Source organism: Streptomyces sp. GC420, assembly GCF_009916105.1.
Taxonomy (GTDB): Bacteria; Actinomycetota; Actinomycetes; order Streptomycetales; family Streptomycetaceae; genus Streptomyces.
The window spans coordinates 1-19,808 of record NZ_JAAAXQ010000122.1 but is presented as its reverse complement, the minus strand read 5'-3'; the positions used below and the strand labels follow the sequence as shown (position 1 = coordinate 19,808).

General features: G+C 73.6%; 16 protein-coding genes, 2 pseudogenes and 1 riboswitch. Of the genes and pseudogenes, 4 read left to right on the top strand and 14 right to left on the bottom strand.

Annotation, left to right across the window (positions count from 1 at the left end):
* The 8 genes and pseudogenes from GUY61_RS17225 to infC all read right to left on the bottom strand — a co-directional run.
* On the bottom strand, positions 1-1,123 hold a 1,123-nt coding region (locus tag GUY61_RS17225; RefSeq protein ID WP_166631061.1), incomplete at its 3' end, for a PP2C family protein-serine/threonine phosphatase.
* A gap of 213 nt (positions 1,124-1,336) precedes the next feature.
* Positions 1,337-3,865: a phenylalanine--tRNA ligase subunit beta gene (gene pheT, locus GUY61_RS17220; protein ID WP_166631060.1), complete on the bottom strand. Its 2,529-nt coding sequence runs from the start codon at positions 3,863-3,865 to the stop codon at positions 1,337-1,339.
* Entirely contained in the window at positions 3,865-4,992 is a 1,128-nt protein-coding gene (gene pheS / locus GUY61_RS17215; RefSeq protein ID WP_166631059.1) for a phenylalanine--tRNA ligase subunit alpha, read from the bottom strand. Before pheS ends, pheT begins: the two co-directional genes overlap by 1 nt.
* A 173-nt stretch (positions 4,993-5,165) precedes the next feature.
* Positions 5,166-6,479 carry an ATP-binding protein gene (locus tag GUY61_RS17210; protein ID WP_243766520.1) on the bottom strand — a complete coding sequence of 438 codons (1,314 nt, stop codon included), beginning with the start codon at positions 6,477-6,479 and terminating at the stop codon, positions 5,166-5,168.
* Between the two features lie 56 nt (positions 6,480-6,535).
* Positions 6,536-7,372, bottom strand: a complete 837-nt coding sequence (locus tag GUY61_RS17205) for an RNA methyltransferase (protein ID WP_166631058.1) — start codon at positions 7,370-7,372, stop codon at positions 6,536-6,538.
* 231 nt (positions 7,373-7,603) lie between these two features.
* Entirely contained in the window at positions 7,604-7,990 is a 387-nt protein-coding gene (gene rplT, locus GUY61_RS17200) for a 50S ribosomal protein L20 (protein ID WP_166631057.1), read from the bottom strand.
* Between the two features lie 98 nt (positions 7,991-8,088).
* On the bottom strand, positions 8,089-8,283 hold the full coding sequence (rpmI, locus tag GUY61_RS17195) for a 50S ribosomal protein L35 (RefSeq protein ID WP_166631056.1): 195 nt from the start codon (positions 8,281-8,283) through the stop codon (positions 8,089-8,091).
* A gap of 126 nt (positions 8,284-8,409) precedes the next feature.
* Positions 8,410-9,169: pseudogene (gene infC / locus GUY61_RS17190) on the bottom strand (translation initiation factor IF-3).
* A 324-nt stretch (positions 9,170-9,493) separates the two neighbouring features.
* Between infC and GUY61_RS17180 the strand changes: the two are divergent.
* Positions 9,494-9,874: a DUF1844 domain-containing protein gene (locus GUY61_RS17180; RefSeq protein ID WP_166631063.1), complete on the top strand. Its 381-nt coding sequence runs from the start codon at positions 9,494-9,496 to the stop codon at positions 9,872-9,874.
* A 67-nt stretch (positions 9,875-9,941) separates the two neighbouring features.
* Here GUY61_RS17180 and GUY61_RS17175 read toward each other — a convergent pair whose 3' ends face one another.
* The gene (locus GUY61_RS17175) at positions 9,942-10,679 is read right to left on the bottom strand and encodes an SseB family protein (RefSeq protein WP_166631055.1); all 738 of its coding nucleotides are present in this window, start codon (positions 10,677-10,679) and stop codon (positions 9,942-9,944) included.
* A 94-nt stretch (positions 10,680-10,773) separates the two neighbouring features.
* On the opposite strand from GUY61_RS17175, the gene GUY61_RS17170 reads away from it, so the two are divergent.
* Positions 10,774-11,805 (top strand): serine hydrolase, encoded by a 1,032-nt coding sequence (locus tag GUY61_RS17170; RefSeq protein WP_166631054.1) that lies wholly within the window; start codon positions 10,774-10,776, stop codon positions 11,803-11,805.
* Between the two features lie 91 nt (positions 11,806-11,896).
* On the opposite strand, the gene mycP is transcribed toward GUY61_RS17170, so the two are convergent.
* A complete protein-coding gene (mycP, locus tag GUY61_RS17165) occupies positions 11,897-13,075 on the bottom strand; it encodes a type VII secretion-associated serine protease mycosin (protein ID WP_166631053.1) in 1,179 nt (392 codons plus the stop codon).
* Positions 13,075-13,890, bottom strand: a complete 816-nt coding sequence (locus tag GUY61_RS17160; protein ID WP_208106104.1) for a hypothetical protein — start codon at positions 13,888-13,890, stop codon at positions 13,075-13,077. Before GUY61_RS17160 ends, mycP begins: the two co-directional genes overlap by 1 nt.
* A 412-nt stretch (positions 13,891-14,302) precedes the next feature.
* Here GUY61_RS17160 and GUY61_RS39195 point away from each other — a divergent pair.
* A pseudogene (locus GUY61_RS39195) lies at positions 14,303-14,626 on the top strand (DNA polymerase IV); the annotation flags it as partial.
* A 227-nt stretch (positions 14,627-14,853) separates the two neighbouring features.
* On the opposite strand, the gene GUY61_RS17150 reads toward GUY61_RS39195, so the two are convergent.
* On the bottom strand, positions 14,854-15,354 hold the full coding sequence (locus GUY61_RS17150; protein WP_243766519.1) for a PRC-barrel domain-containing protein: 501 nt from the start codon (positions 15,352-15,354) through the stop codon (positions 14,854-14,856).
* 63 nt (positions 15,355-15,417) lie between these two features.
* Positions 15,418-15,515: riboswitch (glycine riboswitch) on the top strand.
* A 187-nt stretch (positions 15,516-15,702) separates the two neighbouring features.
* On the opposite strand from GUY61_RS17150, the gene gcvP reads away from it, so the two are divergent.
* The gene (gcvP, locus tag GUY61_RS17145; protein WP_166631052.1) at positions 15,703-18,588 is read left to right on the top strand and encodes an aminomethyl-transferring glycine dehydrogenase; all 2,886 of its coding nucleotides are present in this window, start codon (positions 15,703-15,705) and stop codon (positions 18,586-18,588) included.
* A gap of 96 nt (positions 18,589-18,684) precedes the next feature.
* Here gcvP and GUY61_RS17140 read toward each other — a convergent pair whose 3' ends face one another.
* Together GUY61_RS17140 and GUY61_RS17135 are read right to left on the bottom strand one after the other, a co-directional pair.
* The gene (locus GUY61_RS17140; RefSeq protein WP_279576814.1) at positions 18,685-18,891 is read right to left on the bottom strand and encodes a DUF5999 family protein; all 207 of its coding nucleotides are present in this window, start codon (positions 18,889-18,891) and stop codon (positions 18,685-18,687) included.
* 326 nt (positions 18,892-19,217) lie between these two features.
* On the bottom strand, positions 19,218-19,808 hold a 591-nt coding region (locus tag GUY61_RS17135), incomplete at its 5' end, for a hypothetical protein (protein ID WP_243766518.1).

Sequence of the window (19,808 nt, the reverse complement as noted above, 5' to 3'; positions counted from 1 at the left end):
GGGCCAGCAGGGCCGCGTCGTCCGCCGGCCGGCCCGCGGTGTGGCGGAGCAGGGCGGCGCGCACGGAGTCGACGAGGACCGGGGGCGGCGGGAGGGGACGGCCGAGCACCGCCTCGGTGAGCACCCCGGCCAGGGGGAAGAACCGGCCGCGCCGGTCACGGGCGTCCTCCGCGCCGTCGGTGTGGAGGAACAGCACTTCGCCGGGCAGGAGTTGACCGCAGCGCTCGGCGCTCAGCCGCTCCGGGAGCGGGAACGGCCCGAGCGGGGGCAGCGGCTCGCCGCCGGTGAGGCGCTCGATCCCGCCGTTCAGCCGGTACGGCCACGGGTGGCCGCAGTTGAGCGTCAGGACCTCCCCGTCCGGGCGCACCTCGATCAGGAGCAGGGTGACGAACTCCTCGGTGAGGTGGGCGTCGCGGCCCTGTGCCGTGTCGTCCGCCCGGTCCCGCAGGTGCCGCTGCAGGGCCCGCTCGAGACGGCGCAGCACCTCTCCGAGGTTGGGCTCGTCGTGCGCGGCCTCGCGGAAGCTGCCGAGCAGGGCGGTGACCGTGCCGATCGTGGGAAGGCCGTGGCCCCGTACGTCGCCCATGACCACCCGGACGCCGTGCGCGCAGGAGACGGCCTCGTAGAGGTCGCCGCCGACCGCCGCGCCCCGGCTCGCGGACAGCTGGCCGGCGGCGAGTGCCAGCCCGTCGAGCCGGGCGGGCAGCGGCCGCAGCACCACGGCCTGGGCGGCGTCGGCGACGGACCGGGTGCGTTCGAGTTCGCGCAGCAGCCGCCTGCCGCGGCCCGCCGTGAGCCAGCTGGCGACGACGACGGCGAGGATCGCGCCGAAGGTGCCGGTGCGGGCACCGGCGTCCTCCGAATGGCGGACGGCGTCGAACGGCACCAGGGCCAGGGCCGCGCAGACGGCTCCCACGAGCACGCACAGGCGGCGGCCCGTCCCCGCGCAGGCGATGGCGGGTGCCGCGGCGAGGAGCTGGATCAGCTGGGTCCCGGTGGGACGGAGGAACTCCCACAGCACCACGGCGACGACCCAGATGCCGGGCAGGGCGTGGGCGAGCAGGCGCCGGGCGCGGCGGCCACCGGCGGGCGCGGACTCGCCCCGGGCGATGGTTCGGATCATGCCGGCGGACCCCCTGGCTGCGGTGGGCGGTCGGTGGCTTCACCATGGCCGGCTTGCACGGACGGCCGATCGACCGGCTCGATTCTGACGAGACCGAGCCCGAAGTGACCGGTTGGCACTTATTTCTCACTCGAATGAGTGAGGGGCGCACCCGTTACGCCGGGTGCGCCCCTGTTTCACTGATCAGTGCCGGTCAGCGCTGGTGAGCGGGTGTCACGCTCCGCGCAGCACGGCTCCGGTGCGCTCGGTGGCGAGGGCGACCGCCGCGTCACGGGCGGCCGAGGCCTCCTCGACCGTCAGCGTCCGGTCCGCGGCCCTGAAGCGCAGCGCGTAGGCGAGGGACTTGCGGCCCCCCCCGAGCTGCTCGCCCGTGAAAACGTCGAACAGCCGCAGCGATTCGAGGAGTTCACCCGCGCCCTCGCGCAGCGCCGCCTCGACCTCGGCGGCCGGGACGTCGTGCGCGACGACCAGAGCGACGTCCTGGGTGGCCACCGGGAAGGTGGAGATCCGCGGCGCCTGCAGAGCGCCCGCCCCGGCCTTCTCCACGGCGTCCAGGTCGAGTTCCATCGCGCAGGTACGGGCCGGCAGGTGGAGCGCCTTGACGACCCGGGGGTGCAGCTCACCCGCGTACCCGATGTGCTGCTCCTCGCCGTCGGCGACGACGGCGAGTTCGGCGCAGCGGCCCGGGTGCCAGGGCCCGTACCGGCCCCGGCGGACGACGAGCTCGGCGCCGGCCTCGCGGGCGACGGTGCGGGCCGCCTCGACGGCGTCCGCCCAGTCGGCCGGGCGGCCCTTGCCCCACCAGCCGGCCTGCTCACGGGCGCCCGCGAGGACGACGGCGACGTGCCGGGGCTGGACGGGCAGGGCCGCGTCGAGCGCGGCGATCTCCTCGTGGGTGGGACGCCGGTCGACGGGCAGCCGGACCGCGACGCCCGGCCGCTCACCGGGGTGGAAGACCAGCCCGGTCTCGAACAGCGCCAGGTCGTGGCTGCCCCGGCCGTCGTTGCGGCGCAGCGCGCCGAGCAGGCCCGGGAGCAGCGTGGTGCGCAGCGCGGGCTCCTCGTCCGACAGCGGGTTGACCAGCCGCACCATGCGGCGGGCCGGGTCGTCCGCGGGGAGGTCGAGCTGGTCGAGGTGCTGCTCGCCGATGAACGGGTAGTTCAGCGCCTCGACGTAGCCGGCGCCGGCCAGGGCACGGCCGACCCTGCGGTGCAGCCGCTGCCGCTCCGTCAGCCCGCGGCCGGAGGGCGGCTGCGGGAGGGTGGAGGGCAGGTTCTCGTAGCCCTCCAGGCGGATGACCTCTTCGGCGAGGTCGTTGGGGTCGGTGAGGTCGGGCCGCCAGGACGGGACGGTGACGGTCAGCTCGTCCTGCCCGATGACGTCGCAGCCGATCTCCTGGAGGCGGCGTACGACGGTCTCGCGGCCGTAGGCGACACCCGCGACCCGGTCGGGGTGGTCGGCACGGATCACGATGCCGCGCGGCCCGTCCGGCGTGGAGATCTCGGTGACCCCGGCCTCCGCGGTGCCGCCCGCGAGCAGCACGAGCAGGTCGACGGTGCGCTGGGCGGCAGCGGCGGCGGCCTGCGGGTCGACGCCCCGCTCGAAGCGCCTGGACGCCTCGGAGGACAGCTTGTGGCGGCGCGCGGTGCGGGCGACGGTGACCGGGTCGAAGTGGGCGGCCTCGACGACGATCTCGGTGGTGCCCCTGACCTCGCCGGTCTCCGGGTCCCGTACGGCGTCGGCGATCTCGGTGTTGGCACCGCCCATGACGCCCGCGAGACCGATGGGCCCGCGGTCGTCGGTGATGACCAGGTCCTCGGCGTCGAGGACGCGCTCGACCCCGTCGAGGGTGGTGAACTTCTCGCCGGGCTCCGCGCGGCGCACGCCGATGGCGCCCCGGATCCGGGAGCGGTCGTACGCGTGCAGGGGCTGGCCCAGCTCGAGCATCACGTAGTTGGTGATGTCGACGGCGAGCGAGACCGGGCGCATCCCGGCCTTCTGCAGCCGGCGCTTGATCCAGATCGGGGAGTGCGCCTCGGGGTCGACGCCGACGACGGTGCGGGCGGTGAACCGGTCGCAGCCGTGAGGGTCGGCGACGCGCACCGGGTGGCCGAAGGCGTTCGGCGCGGGGACGTCGAGGAGCGCCGGGTCGCGCAGCGGCAGCCCGTAGGCGGTGGCGGTCTCGCGGGCCACGCCGCGCAGGGAAAGGCAGTAGCCGCGGTCGGGGGTGACGGCGATGTCGAGGACCTCGTCGACGAGTTCGAGCAGCTCGACGGCGTCGGTGCCGACCTCGTACTCGGGCGGCAGCACGATGATGCCGCCCGAACCGTCGTCGCCCATGCCCAGCTCGTCGCTGGAGCAGATCATGCCGTGCGAGACCCGGCCGTAGGTCTTGCGGGCGGCGATCGCGAAGTCGCCGGGCAGCACGGCGCCGGGCAGGACGACGACGACCTTGTCGCCGACGGCGAAGTTGCGGGCGCCGCAGACGATCTCCTGCGGCTCACCCGTGCCGTTGGCGGTGCCGACGTCGACGGTGCAGAAGCGGATGGGCTTCCTGAAGCCCTCCAGTTCCTCGATGGTGAGCACCTGGCCGACGACCAGGGGGCCCTTGAGGCCCGCGCCGAGCTGCTCGACGGTCTCGACCTCCAGCCCGGCCCTGATGAGCCTGGCCTGCACGTCGCGGCCGGTCTCGGTGGCCGGCAGGTCGACGTACTCCCGCAGCCAAGAAAGCGGGACCCGCATCAGATCTCCATCCCGAACGGCCGGGTGAACCGGACGTCACCCTCGACCATGTCTCGCATGTCCTCGACGTTGTGGCGGAACATCAGCATCCGTTCGATGCCGAATCCGAAGGCGAATCCGCTGTACTTCTCCGGGTCGACGCCGCAGGCCGTCAGGACCCGCGGGTTGACCATGCCGCAGCCGCCCAGCTCGATCCAGCCCTCGCTGCCGCAGGTGCGGCAGGGCCGGTCCGGGTTGCCGACGGACTCTCCGCGGCAGACATAGCACTGCATGTCCATCTCGGCGGACGGCTCGGTGAAGGGGAAGTAGTTCGGCCGCAGCCGCGTGGTCATGTCCTCGCCGAACAGTGCCTGGACCATGTGGTCGAGGGTGCCCTTGAGGTCGGCCATGGTCAGGCCCTCGTCGACGGCCAGCAGCTCGATCTGGTGGAACACCGGCGTGTGGGTGGCGTCCAGCTCGTCGGTGCGGTAGACCCTGCCGGGCACCACGACGTACACCGGGGGCTCCCGGTCGAGCAGGGCGCGCGCCTGCACCGGCGAGGTGTGGGTGCGCAGCACGACTCCGGACTCCTCCGCCTGTGCGGCCGCGGGGCCGTGGACGAAGAAGGTGTCCTGCATCTGGCGCGCCGGGTGGTCGGGCGTGAAGTTCAGGGCGTCGAAGTTGAACCACTCCGCCTCGACCTCCGGGCCCTCGGCGACCTCGTAGCCCATGGACACGAAGATGTCCGCGAGCCGGTCCATGAGCGTGGTCAGCGGGTGGCGGGCACCGGCCGGTACGCGGTCGTAGGGCAGCGTGACGTCCACCGCCTCCTCGACGAGCACCCGGGTGTCGCGCTCCGCCTCCAGCTCGGCCTGGCGCGCGGCCAGTGCCTTGTTCACGGCGCCGCGGGCCTGGCCCACGCGCTTGCCGGCGTCGGCCTTGGCGTGCGGGGGCAGGGCACCGATCTCCCGGTTGGCCAGGGAGAGCGGCGAGGCGGGGCCGGTGTGGGCGATCTTCGCCTCGTGCAGCGCGTCGAGGTCGCCGGCGGCGGCGAAGGCGGCGAGCGCCTCGTCCCGCATGCGCTCGATCTCTTCCGGTTTCAGTGTCTCGACCTCAACTGGGTCGTACGACTTATTGGGTGCCGACATCTCTTCCCGTACTTCCGATTCTGGCTGGCGGCAACGACCCCGCTCGACGACTAGGACTCGACGACTCGACGCACAAGGACGCAAAGGTGCCAAGGGTCGAGTCTAACGGGGTACGAAGCCCGGAAATCCCCGCGCCGGACGGCGAGGGGGCGAAGAAGCCCGTGGGGAGTGCCTCAGCCCTTCATGAAGGCCGGAGCGCCCACGGGCAGGGTAAATCGGAACTGCGCGCCGCCGCCGGGACCGCGGCCGACGGTGATCGTTCCGCCGTGCGCCTCGACGATGCCTTTGACGATGTAGAGGCCCAGACCCGTGCCGCCGCGCTTGCTGCCCCGCCAGAAGCGGGTGAAGACGCGACTCATCGACTCCTCGGGGATTCCGGAGCCTTCGTCGGTCACGGTGACTGCCGTTCCCTTCTCGGTCGTCTGGGGGCCCTTCATGTCCGCGGGCGCGACCTCGATCGTGACGGTTCCCGCCCCGTGGCGCACCGCATTTTCCAGAAGATTGCCGAGTACCTGGTCGATCTTGTCCGGGTCGGCCCACAGCTCGGGCAGCGGCCGCCGCACCCTGACGAAGAACCGGTCCGGGTCCCGGCCCGCGGCGATGTGCGCCTGGACGTGCCGTCCCACGGCCGCCGCGATGTCCACCGGCTGCCTGCGCACCTCCAGCCTGCCCGAGTCGATGCGGGAGATGTCCAGCAGCTCGGCGATCAGCCGGGTCACCCGGTTGGCGTCGGCGTCGACGGTCTCCAGCATCAGCCGCTTCTGGTCGTCGGTGAACCGCTCCCATTTCGCGAGCAGCGTGGCCGTGAAGCCCTTGACCGAGGTCAGCGGCGAGCGCAGCTCGTGGGCGACGGTGGCGATCAGTTCGGCGTGGCTGCGTTCGGTGCGGCGCCTGGCCTCGGTGCCGCGCAGCGAGACGACCAGGCGGCGCACCGGGCCCCTGGGGTGCTCGCGGACGTACCGGGCGGAGACGAGGACCTCGCGGCCGCCCGGGAGGAGCAGGTTCCGCTCGGGCTGCCCGACCCGGGTGGCCAGTCCGCCGTAGGGGTCGGTGAGCTGCCACCACCGCCGGCCCTCCATGTCCTCGAGCGGGAGGGCCTGCTCCAAGGGCCTGCCGAGCGCTTCCGTCCCCGGTACTGCGGTGATGCGGGCGGCGGCGGTGTTGAAGCAGATGACGCGGCCGTGCTCGTCGGCGACGACCAGGCCGTCGGGCAGGTCGTCGGGCCGGATGCCGTGCGCGGCCAGTGACTCCGCGTCGCGGCCTGGGTCATGACCGGTACCGGTGCCGTGGTCCGCGACGGTGCCGGGGCCGGTGCCGGGGGCCTGGTCGGTGCCCCGGTCGGCGGCGCTGCCCGGGCCTGTGGCGTCGCCCGGACCGGTGGCGGCGGGTCCTGTCCGGGCGTGCGGGTCCGAGACCGGCTCCGTGTCCGTCTCCCCGTCCGTGGACGGGCGGGCGTCGGCCTGCGCACCGCTGGTCCTGACGTTCATCCCCGTACCCCACCTCTCCCGGAATAGCTCAGTGGGCCCCCGAGCCCGCCACCCTACTAGCTGCCGGTTACCGTGCGGCACCCTCCGGGAGCCCGCTGCGCACGGGCGGAGGCGTACAGACAGACGGCCGCCGCGGTGGCGAGATTGAGGCTCTCCGCCCTGCCGTGGATCGGGACGCGCACGACCGCGTCGGCCAGTGCGCGGGTCTCCTCGGGCAGTCCCCACGCCTCGTTGCCGAAGACCCACGCGGTGGGCCCGCCCATGGTGCCCAGGTCCAGCTCCCCGTCCAGGTCGTGGTCTCCCGCGCCGTCCGCCGCGAGCACCCGCGCACCGGCCGCCCGCAGCCCGTCCAGGGCCCTTTCGACAGGCACCCCGACGGCGACGGGCAGGTGGAACAGGGAGCCGACCGAGGCACGGACCGCCTTGGGGTTGTACAGGTCCACGGAGGCGTCGGTGAGCACGACGGCCTCGGCGCCCGCCGCGTCGGCGCAGCGCAGCACCGTGCCGGCGTTGCCGGGATCACGGACGTGGGCGAGCACGGCGACAAGCCGGGGCCGGCTCTCCAGGATCTCCTCGAAGGGTGCGTCGAGGAAGCGGCACAGGCCGATGATCCCCTGGGGGGTCACGGTGTCGGACATCTCGGCGACGACCTCTTCGGATGCGGTCAGCACGGGCACCCGGGCGGCCCGAGCCGCGGCCACGATGCCGGCGTGCCGCTCGGCGGCCTCCGGCGTCACGTACACCTCGACGAGGTGCTCGATCGCCTCCCGCACGGCCTGCGGTCCTTCGGCGAGGAAGCGCCGCTCCTTGCCGCGGAAGCTGCGCCTGGCGAGCTTGCGGGCCGCCACGACGCGCGGCGATCGCAGAGAGGTCAGCTCAGGGGCGGCGGCCATGCGGTGCACTCATTTCCGGGTCGGGTCTGGGATCGGCGGCTCCGGCTCCCTGCCGCGGGGCGGCGCGGGGACCGGCCGCGCGTGGTCGAAGACGGCGCGTGGTCGAAGACGGCACGCGGTGGAAGGCTGCTTCCCGGGGCGGCCGACTGGGAACGGCGGGCGCAGGACGCACTCGGACCCGCAGGCCGGGGGCCTGCGGGTCCGAAGCGATCGTGCGCGGTCGGCCTGGGATCAGGCGGCCGTCTTCGGCGCGTTGACGTCGCTCGGAAGGGCCTTCTGGGCAACCTCGACGAGCGCGGCGAAGGCGTTCGCGTCGTTGACCGCGAGCTCGGCCAGGATCTTGCGGTCCACCTCGACGTTGGCCGCCTTCAGGCCCTGGATGAAGCGGTTGTAGGTGATGCCGTTGGCGCGGGCAGCGGCGTTGATGCGCTGGATCCACAGCTGACGGAAGTCGCCCTTGCGCTTCTTGCGGTCGTTGTAGTTGTAGACGAGGGAGTGGGTGACCTGCTCCTTCGCCTTGCGGTACAGGCGGGAGCGCTGGCCGCGGTAGCCGCTGGCCTGCTCGAGGATCGCCCGGCGCTTCTTGTGGGCGTTGACTGCCCGCTTGACGCGTGCCACTTGGTTGACTCCTTGTACGGGGCCGCGGTTTCCTCACGCGGCCCGGAAACGAATGGGTCCCGGTATCTGCCGTGCGCCCCGGCGTGCGGGGCGAAAGGTCACTTGCCGAGAAGCTTCTTGATCTTCTGGGCGTCGCCCGGGGCCATCTCGGCGTTGCCGGTGAGGCGCCGCGTCACACGGGACGACTTGTGCTCGAGCAGGTGGCGCTTGCCGGAGCGCTCACGGAGCACCTTGCCGGAGCCGGTGATCTTGAAGCGCTTCTTGGAACCGCTGTGCGTCTTGTTCTTCGGCATAGCGCCGTTCTCTCCTCGTCGGTGGCGCTCCCCCGCGCCGGTGTACCGAATCGGTGCACCGGCATGCGGAAGCGTCAGTTGTATCGGTGTGCTGACGCCGGGCGGGATGCCCGGTGATCAGGCTGTTCAGGCCTCGGCGTGTTCCTCGGCGGACGCGGCGGCGGTCTGGTCGCCGGAGGACTCCGGCTCCGTGCCCTCCGCCCGGTCCCGTCCCTGGCGCTCCGCCTTGCGGGCGGCCTGCGCCTCACGGGCCTCGGCCATCGCCTCGGTCTTCTTCTTGTGCGGACCGAGAACCATGATCATGTTCCGGCCGTCCTGCTTCGGGTTCGACTCGACGAATCCGAGGTCCTGGACGTCCTCCGCGAGACGCTGCAGCAGCCGGTAGCCGAGTTCCGGCCTGGACTGCTCGCGACCACGGAACATGATCGTGATCTTGACCTTGTCGCCCTGCTTGAGGAACCGAACGACGTGACCCTTCTTGGTGTCATAGTCGTGCGGGTCGATCTTCGGCCGGAGCTTCATCTCCTTGATGACCGTGTGCGCCTGGTTCTTGCGCGCCTCACGGGCCTTCATGGCCGACTCGTACTTGAACTTCCCGTAGTCCATGAGCTTGCACACGGGCGGACGGGCGTTCGCCGCGACCTCGACCAGGTCGAGGTCGTACTCCTGCGCAAGCTCCAGGGCCTTGGCAAGCGGCACGATGCCCACCTGCTCGCCACTGGGACCGACAAGTCGCACCTCGGGAACGCGAATCCGGTCGTTGATGCGGGGCTCGGCGCTGATGGATCCTCCTCGGATAGCACCACGCGGCGGCCTGGCGGACTGCCGCGTACTTACACTTGTGACCAACCGCGCCGGCGCACGAAAAATGCCCCGGACGGGACACAAGCGGGCTCCTGCACACCGGAGCACCGCCGCGGCTCGCGCGGGGCGACATCGGGCGAGTCCATCGTCCGTACGGAACGATGGGCGCCGCCTGACCGATGACCCGCCGCCCAGGAGGCGGTCGGGTGGGAGTTCGGAGCCTCCACTTGTGGGCCGGTCATCTGAATGTCCGGCCGGTCGTCATCCAAGGTTAGCAGCTGCCAGGGGGTGGGGCGAACCGGCGCGCACCGGGTCCTCCCGGCACTCCGCCCGCGGCCGTACGGCGGCGCCCGCGGCCGTACGGCCGCGGGCGGAGGGAGCCGCGGCGGGGCCTATCGTGTGGGGCATGAGTGACGCGACCCCCAACAGTGCTTCCGGCGAGTCGGACGAGTCCCGCGGCTTCGACGCCATGGCCCGCGACATCGCGGAGGTTCCCGCGGTCGAGGTGATCGTGACGGTCGCCGTGAACCTGATGAGCGCCGCCGCCGTGAAGTGCGGACTGACCGAGGAAGGCGAGCAGCACAAGGACCTGGACGAGGCCCGCAAGCTGATCCACGCCCTGGCCGGCCTGCTGGACGCGAGCGTCACCGAGATCAGTTCCTTCCACGCGGCGCCGCTGCGCGACGGCCTGAAGTCGCTGCAGCTCGCCTTCCGCGAGGCCTCGCTGGTCCCGGACGAGCCCGGTCAGGGGCCGGGCGAGAAGTACACCGGCCCCGTCTTCCACTGACGCCGCTCCCCGCCGGGCCCCCCGGCCGCACATCCGCCCGCTTCCGCCGGTCTGAGGCGGATCCGCCTCACAGCGCCCGGCTGAACAACGGTTCGCCGGGCGCTTCCGCGTCCGCGGGCAACAGCGCGAGGTCCAGGCCGCGCACCAGGCGCGCCCTGAGCACCTCGTCGGTGGCGAGGGCCCGCGCCAGGCGCCGCACCGCGTCCGCCACGGGCGCGTCCCGGCCGAGTACGACGGCGAGGGTCCCGTCGGAGTCCTTGCCGGGCAGCAGGTGGGCCCGTACGACCGAAGGCTCGGTGGCGAGCGTCGCGCGCACCGCCTCGACCACCGCCGGGTCGTCCAGCGGATCGGTGCTGGTGCGGCCCTCGGCGGCGGCGAGCAGGGCGGGGCCGGTCAGCTCGTACGCGACGGGCCCCGCCATGTCCAGGACGAGCGTGTCGGCACGTTCGTGGGCGACCGCCCGCAGGGCCTGGCCGAAGGGGACGGCGACGGGTCGGGCCGCCGGGTCCCACAGCGCCAGGGAGGCGGTCGAGGTGAAGGCGGGCAGCGCCGTCCTGTTCCCCGCCTTGAGTGTCGGCACGGCCATCTCGCTGGTCTTCTCCCGGCGCAGTCCGTCGGGAGACTCCTCGACCTCGCCGAGCACCGCCACCACCGGCACCAGGAGGCGGGCGTCCGGCAGCGCGGCCAGCACCCGTGGTTCCGCGGACCTGTCCTGCGCCCAGGCGGCGAGCGCCTCGGCGAGAACGGGGTCGGCGGAGCCGTCGTCGTCGGAGAAACCGGGATCCGGGATGTTCTTGAGCTCCACGCCCCGAGCCTAGCCCCGCCCCCGGAACCGATTCTCACCGGGCTTTCAGCCCGGGCACAGTCCTGCCCCAGCTTGCGTTCCTAGCGTCCGCGCCATGTCTTCTCCGGGACCCCGCGGACGTCGCCGACGGCCTCGCCGCACCGCCGTGCACCTCTCGGTCGCCGCCGCGCTGCTCGTCACCGGCTCCCTGGCGGGCACCGCGTACGTGACGGCGCGGGACCGATCCGCGGCTCCGCCCGGCGCCGTATCGTCGTCGGCGCCCTCCGCCGAGAGTGCCGCGGCCGGCACCGCCCCGGCCGGGCGGAGCGAGGCCGGGGGCGCGGACGCGGAGGCCGCGGACGGGGACGGGGACGAAGAGGAGCGGGAGACGGCGGAAGTGGACCTGGACGGGGCGCTGGCGCGCTCCCTCGACTCCGTGGCGGCCGGGACGGACGCCTCGCTCGCGGTGGGGCTGCTGGATCTGGAGACCGGCGCCGGCGCGTCGTACGGCACGGACGGGGAGCGGACGTACGACACGGCGAGCATCGTGAAGGTCGACGTCCTGGCGGCCCTGCTGCTGCGCGCCCAGGAGGAGGGCAGGGAACTCACCGCACAGGAGCGGGCCTGCGCCTCCGCGATGATCCGGAACAGCGACAACGCCTCGACGACGACGCTCTGGCAGGTCATCGGCGGCGCGGACGGACTCGACGCGGCGAACGAGCGGCTCGGCCTGAGCGGCACGACGGCGGGACGGAACGACAACTGGGGCCTCACCCGCACCACCGCCGCGGACCAGCTGACGCTGCTGTCGGCGGTCTTCGCCGACGGCGGTGACGGTGGCTCCGGCGGTTCGTCGGGCTCCGTACTGAGCGAGGAGTCACGGGCATACGTCGGGGAGCTGATGGGCGGAGTGGCAGCCGGACAGGACTGGGGAGTCTCGGCGGCGGGGTCGGGCGCCCGGCTGAAGAACGGCTGGCTGCCCAGGACCGCCACCGGGCTGTGGGACATCAACAGCATCGGGTTCGTGACGGTCGGCGGCCACCGCTGCCTGCTGGCCGTGCTCTCGGAGGGCCACACGACGAAGGAGGAGGGGATCGCACTGGTCGAGGCGGCGGCGAAGGCCGCGGCCGGGGTCGTGAGCGGGTGACGGTGGCGGACGGGCAGGAGGGCCTCGTCGCCCCCTGCCCCGCCCGCCCTGAACGACTGGCCGGCCCGGCACGGCGGGGACCGGTGGGCCCTCAGCCGGCGCCCGTCGTGGAGCGGGCGCGGGAGCGCCACAGGACGGCGGCGGCGGCGAGGAGGAGCGCGCCGAGAGTGCCCGCGGTGGGCGCGACCCAGCCGGCGAGTCCTCCGTCGCCGGCGGCCGGTGCGGGACCGGGACCGAAGTAGCGGCCGTGACGGGCGGCCGTGGCGGGGGTCCCGGGCTCCGGGCGCAGCGCCGCGCCCTCCTTGATCGCGGCGGCCGGGTCCACCATGCCGAAGCCCCGGGAGTCGTCGCGCCCGCCGTCCGGGACGTCGCCCGCGGTGTCCGTGAGCAGCTTCTTGACCTGAGCCGGGCTCAGCTCGGGGTGTGCGGCCCTGACCAGGGCGACGGCGCCGGAGACGAAGGCCGCCGCGGCGCTCGTGCCCCAGCCCTCGTAGTACTCCCGGTCCGGGTCGGCGATGACGACGTCGACGCCGGGCGCGCTGACGGTCGCGTACCAGCGGCGGGTGGAGAACGAGGCGCGGGAACCGTAGCGGTCGACCGCCGTCACGGCGATGACGCCCGGATAGGCGGCCGGGTAGGAGGCGCGGTCGCCGGTCTCGCCGCCGTTGCCCGCGGAGGCCACGACGACGACGCCCCTGCGCAGCGCGTAGGCCACCGCCGCGTCCTCGGCGGGCTCGGGATGGGCGGACTCGCTGTCGTCGCCCAGCGACAGGTTGATGACGTCCGCGCCGTGGTCGGCGGCCCAGCGGATGCCGTCGGCGAGGGCACCGCCGCGCGAGCCGCGGGCCTTCTTGCGGGCCGGGTCGCCGTCTTCGAGGATGACGCGGACGGGGAGGATCTTCGCCTCGGGGGCGATGCCGAGGACGCCGTCGGTGTTGCCGGGGCCGTGCCCGTGGCCGGCGACGATGCCGGCCATCGCGGTGCCGTGCCGCGCCCAGGCCCGGTCGCCCCTCTTGGCCCCGAAGCCGATGAGGTCCTTGCCGTCGAGGACCTGGCCCGCGAGGTCGGGGTGGCTGCCGTCGACGCCGGTGTCGAGCACGGCGACGGTGATGCCCTCGCCCTTGGTGGTACGCCACGCCTGCTCCGTGTGCAGGGCGTCGAGGCCCCACTGCTGGGCGCGGATGCCGTCGTCGGCGTGCGCGGCGGTGCCGGGCAGGACGACGAGGGCGGCCGAGGCGAGCAGGGCGGTCAGGCTGCGGCGTGCGCGCATCAGGGCGACTCCGGGGGTGCTTCTTCGGTGGGGGCGCCGGCGGGGCCGTCGGTAGGGGCGTCGGTGGGTACCGCACCGGCGGCGGCACCAGTGGCGACTCTGCGCAGTCCGCGCTCGATCCGGTCGGCGAGGCCCTTCGCCTCGTGGCCGAGCCCGGCCTGGGCCGGGGCGCTGGTGGCGCCCTGCTGCCTGGCCTCCTCGGCGGGCTCCGGGGCCTCGGTCTTCCGGCCGTCGGCGAAGCCGGAGACGGCGAAGACGACGGCGGGCGTGTCGGTGAGCACGCTGACGGTCCAGCTGGCGCGCTGGTCGTCGCCGAAGTTCTCGGCAGGGGTGCCCTCGGCGGCGTACGTCCGGGGCATCAGGTCGGGGCGGAGGCCGAGGCCTTCGGATTCGAAGCGGGTGCGCAGCGCCCGCATGCCCCGGGCGTCGGTCTCGGTGAAGAGCATGCCGACGGTGGTGACACTGCTGCGGGTCTCGTCGACGTACGAGGCGCGCAGGACGCGGACGCAGCCGACGGGCTGCAGTGCCTTTCGGAGCAGCGGGTCGAAGGCGTCGTCGCAGGCGGAGGCGGGGGCGACCGCGACCCGCGTCCACCGGCGGTCGGCTCCGCCGGGACCGGCTCCCCCGCCCTTGACGACGGGCGGGAAGAGGGTGTCGACGGGCACGCTGTGCCAGAGGCCGCGGGCCGCGGCGAACGAGCTCACGGTGCGTTGCCCGCCGGCCGCGGAGTCCTCGGCGAGCAGCGCGCCCGCGGCGGCGCCGCCGAGCAGCCCGACACCGAGCACGAGGCAGGCCACGATGGCGGCCAGTCGCATGCGCTGCCGCCCCGGGCCGCCTCCGGCGCCGTCCTCGGCCGGGTGCGGCGGCGTGATCCACCGGGCGGGCGCACCCCCGGATATGCGCGTCCAGTCCTCCCCCACCGGGGCGTGCGGCCATGCGGTGGCCCCGCCGGGCGGTGGCCACGGGGAGCCGGCGGTGGCGCCCTGGGCGCCACCGTACGGGAGCCGCGAGCCGTCGGGGCCGGCCTCGGCCGGCCGCCGGGCGCGCGGGACGGAAGGCGCGGAGGGGTGGCCGGGCGGGGCCGTGTGCTCCGGTGCGCGCGTGCCGCGGAAGTACCCCGGTGCCGACCCGCCGTCGTTCCGCTCCAGCACGTCGCTGCCGGATGCCCCGGCACGGGGTCCCAGCGGGTCCCGTCCGGCCGGGGTCCCCGCGTCCCGCAGGCCCCCGGCCCGGCCCCCGGACCGGCCGGAGGCGGACACGCCCGCGGAGAGGGCGGGGCCGCCCCCGGGCGAGCGGCGCTGGCAGGCCGGGCACGATGTGCGGCACGCGGTGTTCGGGCCCGGCTGGGTGCAGGGCAGCGGCATCGGGCGGGTCACCGTGCGTTTCGAGGAGCCGGGATCGCCCCCGGGGCGTGTGCGGACCTTCGCGGTCGACGACCCGGACCTGGAGCCCGCGGATCCGCTGCCGCTGGTCCCCGGGGCGGTGACCGCCCCGGCGGCACGCGACGGCTCACCGGGGCCTCAGCCCGTTCCCGGGGCTGCCACGGACTGATCCGGGGCGGAGGCGTCCGCGGTGCGGTGCGATGGCGCGGTGCGATGGCGCGGTGCGATGGCGCGGCCGTCCCGGGCCGGTGGCCGTGCGGGAACCTCGCGGATCCACTGGAAGGCAGGTCCTCATGAGGGAGGCGTCCGGCCCGGGATTCTTCGACCGGCCGCGGTAGCCCGCCCGGGGTCCGAGGCATCGGTTCGGCCTCCCCGGCCCGGGCTCGCGGATGTGCGTCAGGGAGGGCTGCCCGGCTCGCCGTCAGCGTCCTCGCCCGGGGGCGTCCCCGGCCGCGGACGCGCCGGTTCCTCGGCGATCCGGCCGAAGTCGCGGTCCGCGCCGGTTGACGGACGGGCCGGGGGCTCGGTGCGAGGTGCCACGCTCAGGCCGTAGTGGTGGTACAGCTGCAGTTCCTGCTCGGGGGAGAGATGCCTGCCCACCCCGAAGTCCGGGGCGTCCTTGATGAGGGCCCGGTCGTAGGGCACCTGAAGGGTGTCGTCGACGAATTCGCTGGGTTCGAGAGGTACGAAAGCGTCCCGGCTGAACAGGCCGGTGCGGACCGCGGCCCACTCGGGCGTACCGGTGGCGTCGTCGAGGTAGACCTCGTCCACGGTGCCGATTCTGGTGCCATTGCGGTCATAGGCCTTCCGGCCGATCAGGCTGCGCGGATCGATGTCGGTCTGCACGGTCCCTCCAAATCCTCGCAACTGCTTCGTCAGCACTACGAAAATGCACATCCGTCCCGGCGGCCACTCGAAGGACTGTCCGGAAGCCTCGCTGGTACCCTGGCTAACGGCTGCTGACCCCGTGCGGGAGAGCTCTCCGGCGAAGACGCCGGAGGCGCCGAAGGAGCAAATCCTCCCCGGAATCTCTCAGGCCCACGTACCGCACGGACGAGGTCACTCTGGAAAGCAGGGCGGGTGACGGACGGTGACGTTCCGGCTCCCCTCCTCACCGACGGTGAAAGCCGGTGCGCCATGGCGTCCCGGTGAAGCTCTCAGGTCGAGATGACAGAGGGGGAGGCCGTCCGGGCACCCGCGCCATGGTGCCCCTCGCAGGTCGTGTCAGACCAGGAGGCCTCCGCAATGACCGCCCACCGCATCCCCCTCAGCCGGCTGGAACGCGGCATCCCCTTCGAGCAGCGGCACATCGGGCCCGACAACGAGGCCCAGGCCAAGATGCTCGCCCAGGTCGGTTACGGCTCCCTCGACGAGCTCACCGCCGCCGCCGTCCCCGACGTCATCAAGAACACCGAGGCACTGGGGCTGCCCGAGGCCCGGACCGAGGCCGAGGTGCTCGCCGAGCTGCGCTCCCTCGCGGACCGCAACCAGGTCCTCGCCCCCATGATCGGCCTCGGCTACTACGGCACCTTCACCCCGCCGGTCATCCTGCGCAACGTCATGGAGAACCCCGCCTGGTACACGGCGTACACCCCGTACCAGCCGGAGATCTCCCAGGGGCGCCTCGAGGCGCTGCTGAACTTCCAGACCATGGTCGCCGACCTGACGGGACTGCCCACCTCCGGCGCCTCGCTCCTCGACGAGGGCACGGCCGCCGCCGAGGCGCTCGCCCTGTCCCGGCGCGTCGGCAAGGTCAAGGGCGGCGTCTTCCTGGTCGACGCCGACACCCTTCCGCAGACCGTCGCCGTGATCCGGACCCGCGCCGAACCGACCGGCGTCGAGGTCGTCGTCGCGGACCTGTCCGGCGGCATCCCCGCCGAGACCGCCGAGCGCGGCGTCTTCGGTGTCCTGCTCCAGTACCCCGGGGCCTCCGGCGAGGTCCGGGACCTCAGGCCGGTCATCGAGCAGGCCCACGGCCTCGGGGCCGTCGTCACCGTCGCCGCCGACCTGCTGGCCCTCACCCTGCTCGCCTCACCCGGCGCGCTGGGCGCGGACATCGCCGTCGGCACCACGCAGCGCTTCGGCGTCCCCATGGGCTTCGGCGGCCCCCACGCCGGCTACATGGCCGTCCGCGAGAAGTTCGCCCGCAGCCTGCCCGGCCGCCTCGTCGGCGTCTCGGTCGACGCCGACGGAAACACGGCGTACCGCCTGGCCCTGCAGACCCGCGAGCAGCACATCCGCCGCGAGAAGGCCACGAGCAACATCTGCACCGCTCAGGTGCTGCTCGCGGTGATGGCCGGCATGTACGCCGTCTACCACGGCCCGGACGGGCTGAAGGACATCGCCCGGCGGACCCACCGGTACGCGGCGGTCCTCGCCGAGGGCCTGCGCGCGGCCGGCACCGATGTCGTCCACGGCTCCTTCTTCGACACCCTGACCGTGCGGGTGCCGGGCCGGGCCGCCGAGGTGGTCGCCGCGGCCCGCGAGGGCGGCGTCAACATCCGCCTCGTCGACGCCGACACCGTCTCCCTGGCGACCGACGAGACCACGGGCCGCGCCCAGCTCGCCGCAGTCTGGGCCGCCTTCGGCGCCGACGGCGACATCGACGCCCTGGACGCCCGGACGGGTGACGCGCTGCCCACCGCGCTGCTGCGCGACGACGAGTTCCTCACCCACCCGGTCTTCCACCAGCACCGCTCCGAGACCGCGATGCTGCGCTACCTGCGCCGGCTGGCCGACCGCGACTACGCGCTGGACCGCGGCATGATCCCGCTCGGTTCCTGCACGATGAAGCTCAACGCCACCACCGAGATGGAGCCGGTCACCTGGCCCGAGTTCGGTGCGCTGCACCCCTTCGCGCCGGTCGGGCAGGCCGAGGGCTACCTCACCCTCATCAAGGAGCTCGAGGAGCAGCTGGCCGAGGTCACCGGTTACGACAAGGTGTCCCTCCAGCCCAACGCCGGCTCGCAGGGCGAACTCGCCGGTCTGCTCGCCGTGCGGGCGTACCACAGGGCCAACGGTGACACCGGGCGCACCGTCTGCCTGATCCCGTCCTCCGCGCACGGCACCAACGCGGCCAGCGCCGCGATGGCCGGCATGCGCGTCGTGGTCGTGAAGACCGCCGACGACGGCGAGGTGGACGTCGAGGACCTGCGCGCGAAGATCGAGCAGTACCGCGACGAGCTGGCCGTCCTCATGATCACCTATCCGTCAACGCACGGCGTGTTCGAGGAGCACGTCGCCGACATCTGCGCGGCCGTGCACGACGCGGGCGGCCAGGTGTACGTCGACGGCGCCAACCTCAACGCGCTGGTGGGGCTGGCGAAGCCCGGCCGGTTCGGCGGCGACGTGTCGCACCTGAACCTGCACAAGACCTTCTGCATCCCGCACGGCGGCGGTGGCCCCGGCGTCGGCCCGGTGGGTGTGCGCGCCCACCTCGCGCCGTACCTCCCCAACCACCCGCTGCAGTCCTCCGCCGGGCCGGAGACCGGCGTGGGCCCCGTCTCGGCGGCCCCGTGGGGATCGGCCGGCATCCTGCCCATCTCCTGGGCGTACGTGCGCCTGATGGGCGGCGAGGGCCTCAAGCGGGCCACCCAGGTCGCGGTGCTGAGCGCCAACTACGTCGCCAAGCGGCTGGAACCGCACTACCCGGTGCTCTACACCGGCCCCAACGGGCTCGTGGCGCACGAGTGCATCGTCGATCTGCGGCCGCTGTCCAAGGCGACCGGCATCAGCGTCGACGACATCGCCAAGCGCCTCATCGACTACGGCTTCCACGCGCCGACCATGTCGTTCCCGGTGGCCGGCACCCTGATGATCGAGCCCACCGAGAGCGAGGACCTCGCCGAGCTGGACCGTTTCTGTGAGGCGATGATCGCGATCCGTGCCGAGATCGAGAAGGTCGGCTCGGGCGAGTGGCCCGCCGGGGACAACCCGCTGCGCGGCGCCCCGCACACGGCTGCCGCGCTCGGCGGGGAGTGGGACCACGCCTACACCCGCGAGGAGGCCGTGTTCCCGGCCGGGGTCTCAGCCGCGGACAAGTACTGGCCGCCGGTGCGCCGTATCGACGGCGCGTACGGCGACCGCAACCTGGTCTGCTCCTGCCCGCCGCTCGACGAGTACGAGGGCTGACGCACAGCGGCGCGTGACATGCGTCGGGGCCGGTTCGGAGTTGGTCGTCTCCGGGCCGGCCCCCGTGTGTGAGTGGAGCGTGTCTGTGCGTGGCGCCTAGGCGGCGGTCGCGACCGCCCCCGTGCCCAGCGGCCGGCGCGGGCCGATGACCTGCCCGTCCGGCAGCAGCTCACCGGTGTCCTCGAAGAGGAGGACACCATTGCACAGCAGGCTCCAGCCCTGCTCCGGGTGGTGCGCGACGAGGCGGGCCGCCTCGCGGTCGGCGGAGTCTGCTGAAGGGCACGCTGGCTGGTGTTGGCACATGGATGGTTTCTTCCGTTGCGATGTGAGTGTCCTGCGGCTCGATGAGGAGTTCATGGCCGCCCCCCGTATCAGTCGGTGGTTCGCTCCCAGTGTTGCCCCACGGACGTGGATCCGCAGGGATTTCGCGATAGCTGCTCTTACCGAGTAGTGACGCATCACCCAGGAGGACGGTTCAGCGCGGCCACACTGTCCGTTCGGGTGGTTCGCGGATGGTCCCAGTGGGCTAGTCAGCACCTGACGCCACCCGTCCGGAGGGTGCGGACACGCCTGTGCCCCGCGGGCGGAGGCCGCGGGGCACAGGCGCGGGTCACCCGCCGGACGGGTGCTCAGGCGGTGCTCTCGAGGAGGGGCGGCGGGGCCGGCGTCAGGCGGAGACTGAGCACCGGCATGAGCTCGGCGGCGCGGTGCGGCCGGTTCGCGGCGATCCCGGGCGGCGCTGGTGCCAGGGGCACCAGCAGGTCGGCCGGCGCCGGGATGCCCCGCTCGGGCTCGGCGGTGGGGTCACCGTGCAGCCAGAGGGTCAGCATGTACAGCTCCGGGACCGACAGCAGCCGCGGCTGGTAGCGCGTGCTCAGGGTGTCGGCCTGCCGTACGGCCTGTTCGGTCGCGGTGACGTACGGGCCTTCGAAGAAGTGCGAGAAGGTCCAGCCGTCGGGGGTGAGCCTGGTTTCCGCCGCGGCCACCGAACGGTCGCCGGACCGGATCAGGAACCGCCAGCCCGTGAGCTCCGTGCGGGCCACGCCGGATCGCGGGGTGATGGTCCCGAGTACGTGCACGGGCAGGGCGAGATCGGGGCTGAGCGAGCCCTGCGCGCCGCGCAGGGAGGGTGTGCGGGCCTCGGACACGGCGGTGGGGGAACCGAGTGCCGCGAGGACGCTGCGCAGGGCGGGGGCGGGAGCCGGGGGGACATGCAGCGG

Bases quoted from the DNA above. Each gene is read 5' to 3' on its own strand.
- mycP (WP_166631053.1), bottom strand. From the start codon at position 13,075: ATGCGCGCACGCCGCAGCCTGACCGCCCTGCTCGCCTCGGCCGCCCTC.
- GUY61_RS17160 (WP_208106104.1), bottom strand. From the start codon at position 13,890: ATGCGACTGGCCGCCATCGTGGCCTGCCTCGTGCTCGGTGTCGGGCTG.
- GUY61_RS17180 (WP_166631063.1), top strand. From the start codon at position 9,494: ATGAGTGACGCGACCCCCAACAGTGCTTCCGGCGAGTCGGACGAGTCC.
- GUY61_RS17140 (WP_279576814.1), bottom strand. From the start codon at position 18,891: ATGTGCCAACACCAGCCAGCGTGCCCTTCAGCAGACTCCGCCGACCGC.
- GUY61_RS17170 (WP_166631054.1), top strand. From the start codon at position 10,774: ATGTCTTCTCCGGGACCCCGCGGACGTCGCCGACGGCCTCGCCGCACC.
- GUY61_RS17150 (WP_243766519.1), bottom strand. From the start codon at position 15,354: ATGTGCATTTTCGTAGTGCTGACGAAGCAGTTGCGAGGATTTGGAGGG.
- pheT (WP_166631060.1), bottom strand. From the start codon at position 3,865: ATGCGGGTCCCGCTTTCTTGGCTGCGGGAGTACGTCGACCTGCCGGCC.
- pheS (WP_166631059.1), bottom strand. From the start codon at position 4,992: ATGTCGGCACCCAATAAGTCGTACGACCCAGTTGAGGTCGAGACACTG.
- GUY61_RS17210 (WP_243766520.1), bottom strand. From the start codon at position 6,479: ATGAACGTCAGGACCAGCGGTGCGCAGGCCGACGCCCGCCCGTCCACG.
- rpmI (WP_166631056.1), bottom strand. From the start codon at position 8,283: ATGCCGAAGAACAAGACGCACAGCGGTTCCAAGAAGCGCTTCAAGATC.
- GUY61_RS17205 (WP_166631058.1), bottom strand. From the start codon at position 7,372: ATGGCCGCCGCCCCTGAGCTGACCTCTCTGCGATCGCCGCGCGTCGTG.
- gcvP (WP_166631052.1), top strand. From the start codon at position 15,703: ATGACCGCCCACCGCATCCCCCTCAGCCGGCTGGAACGCGGCATCCCC.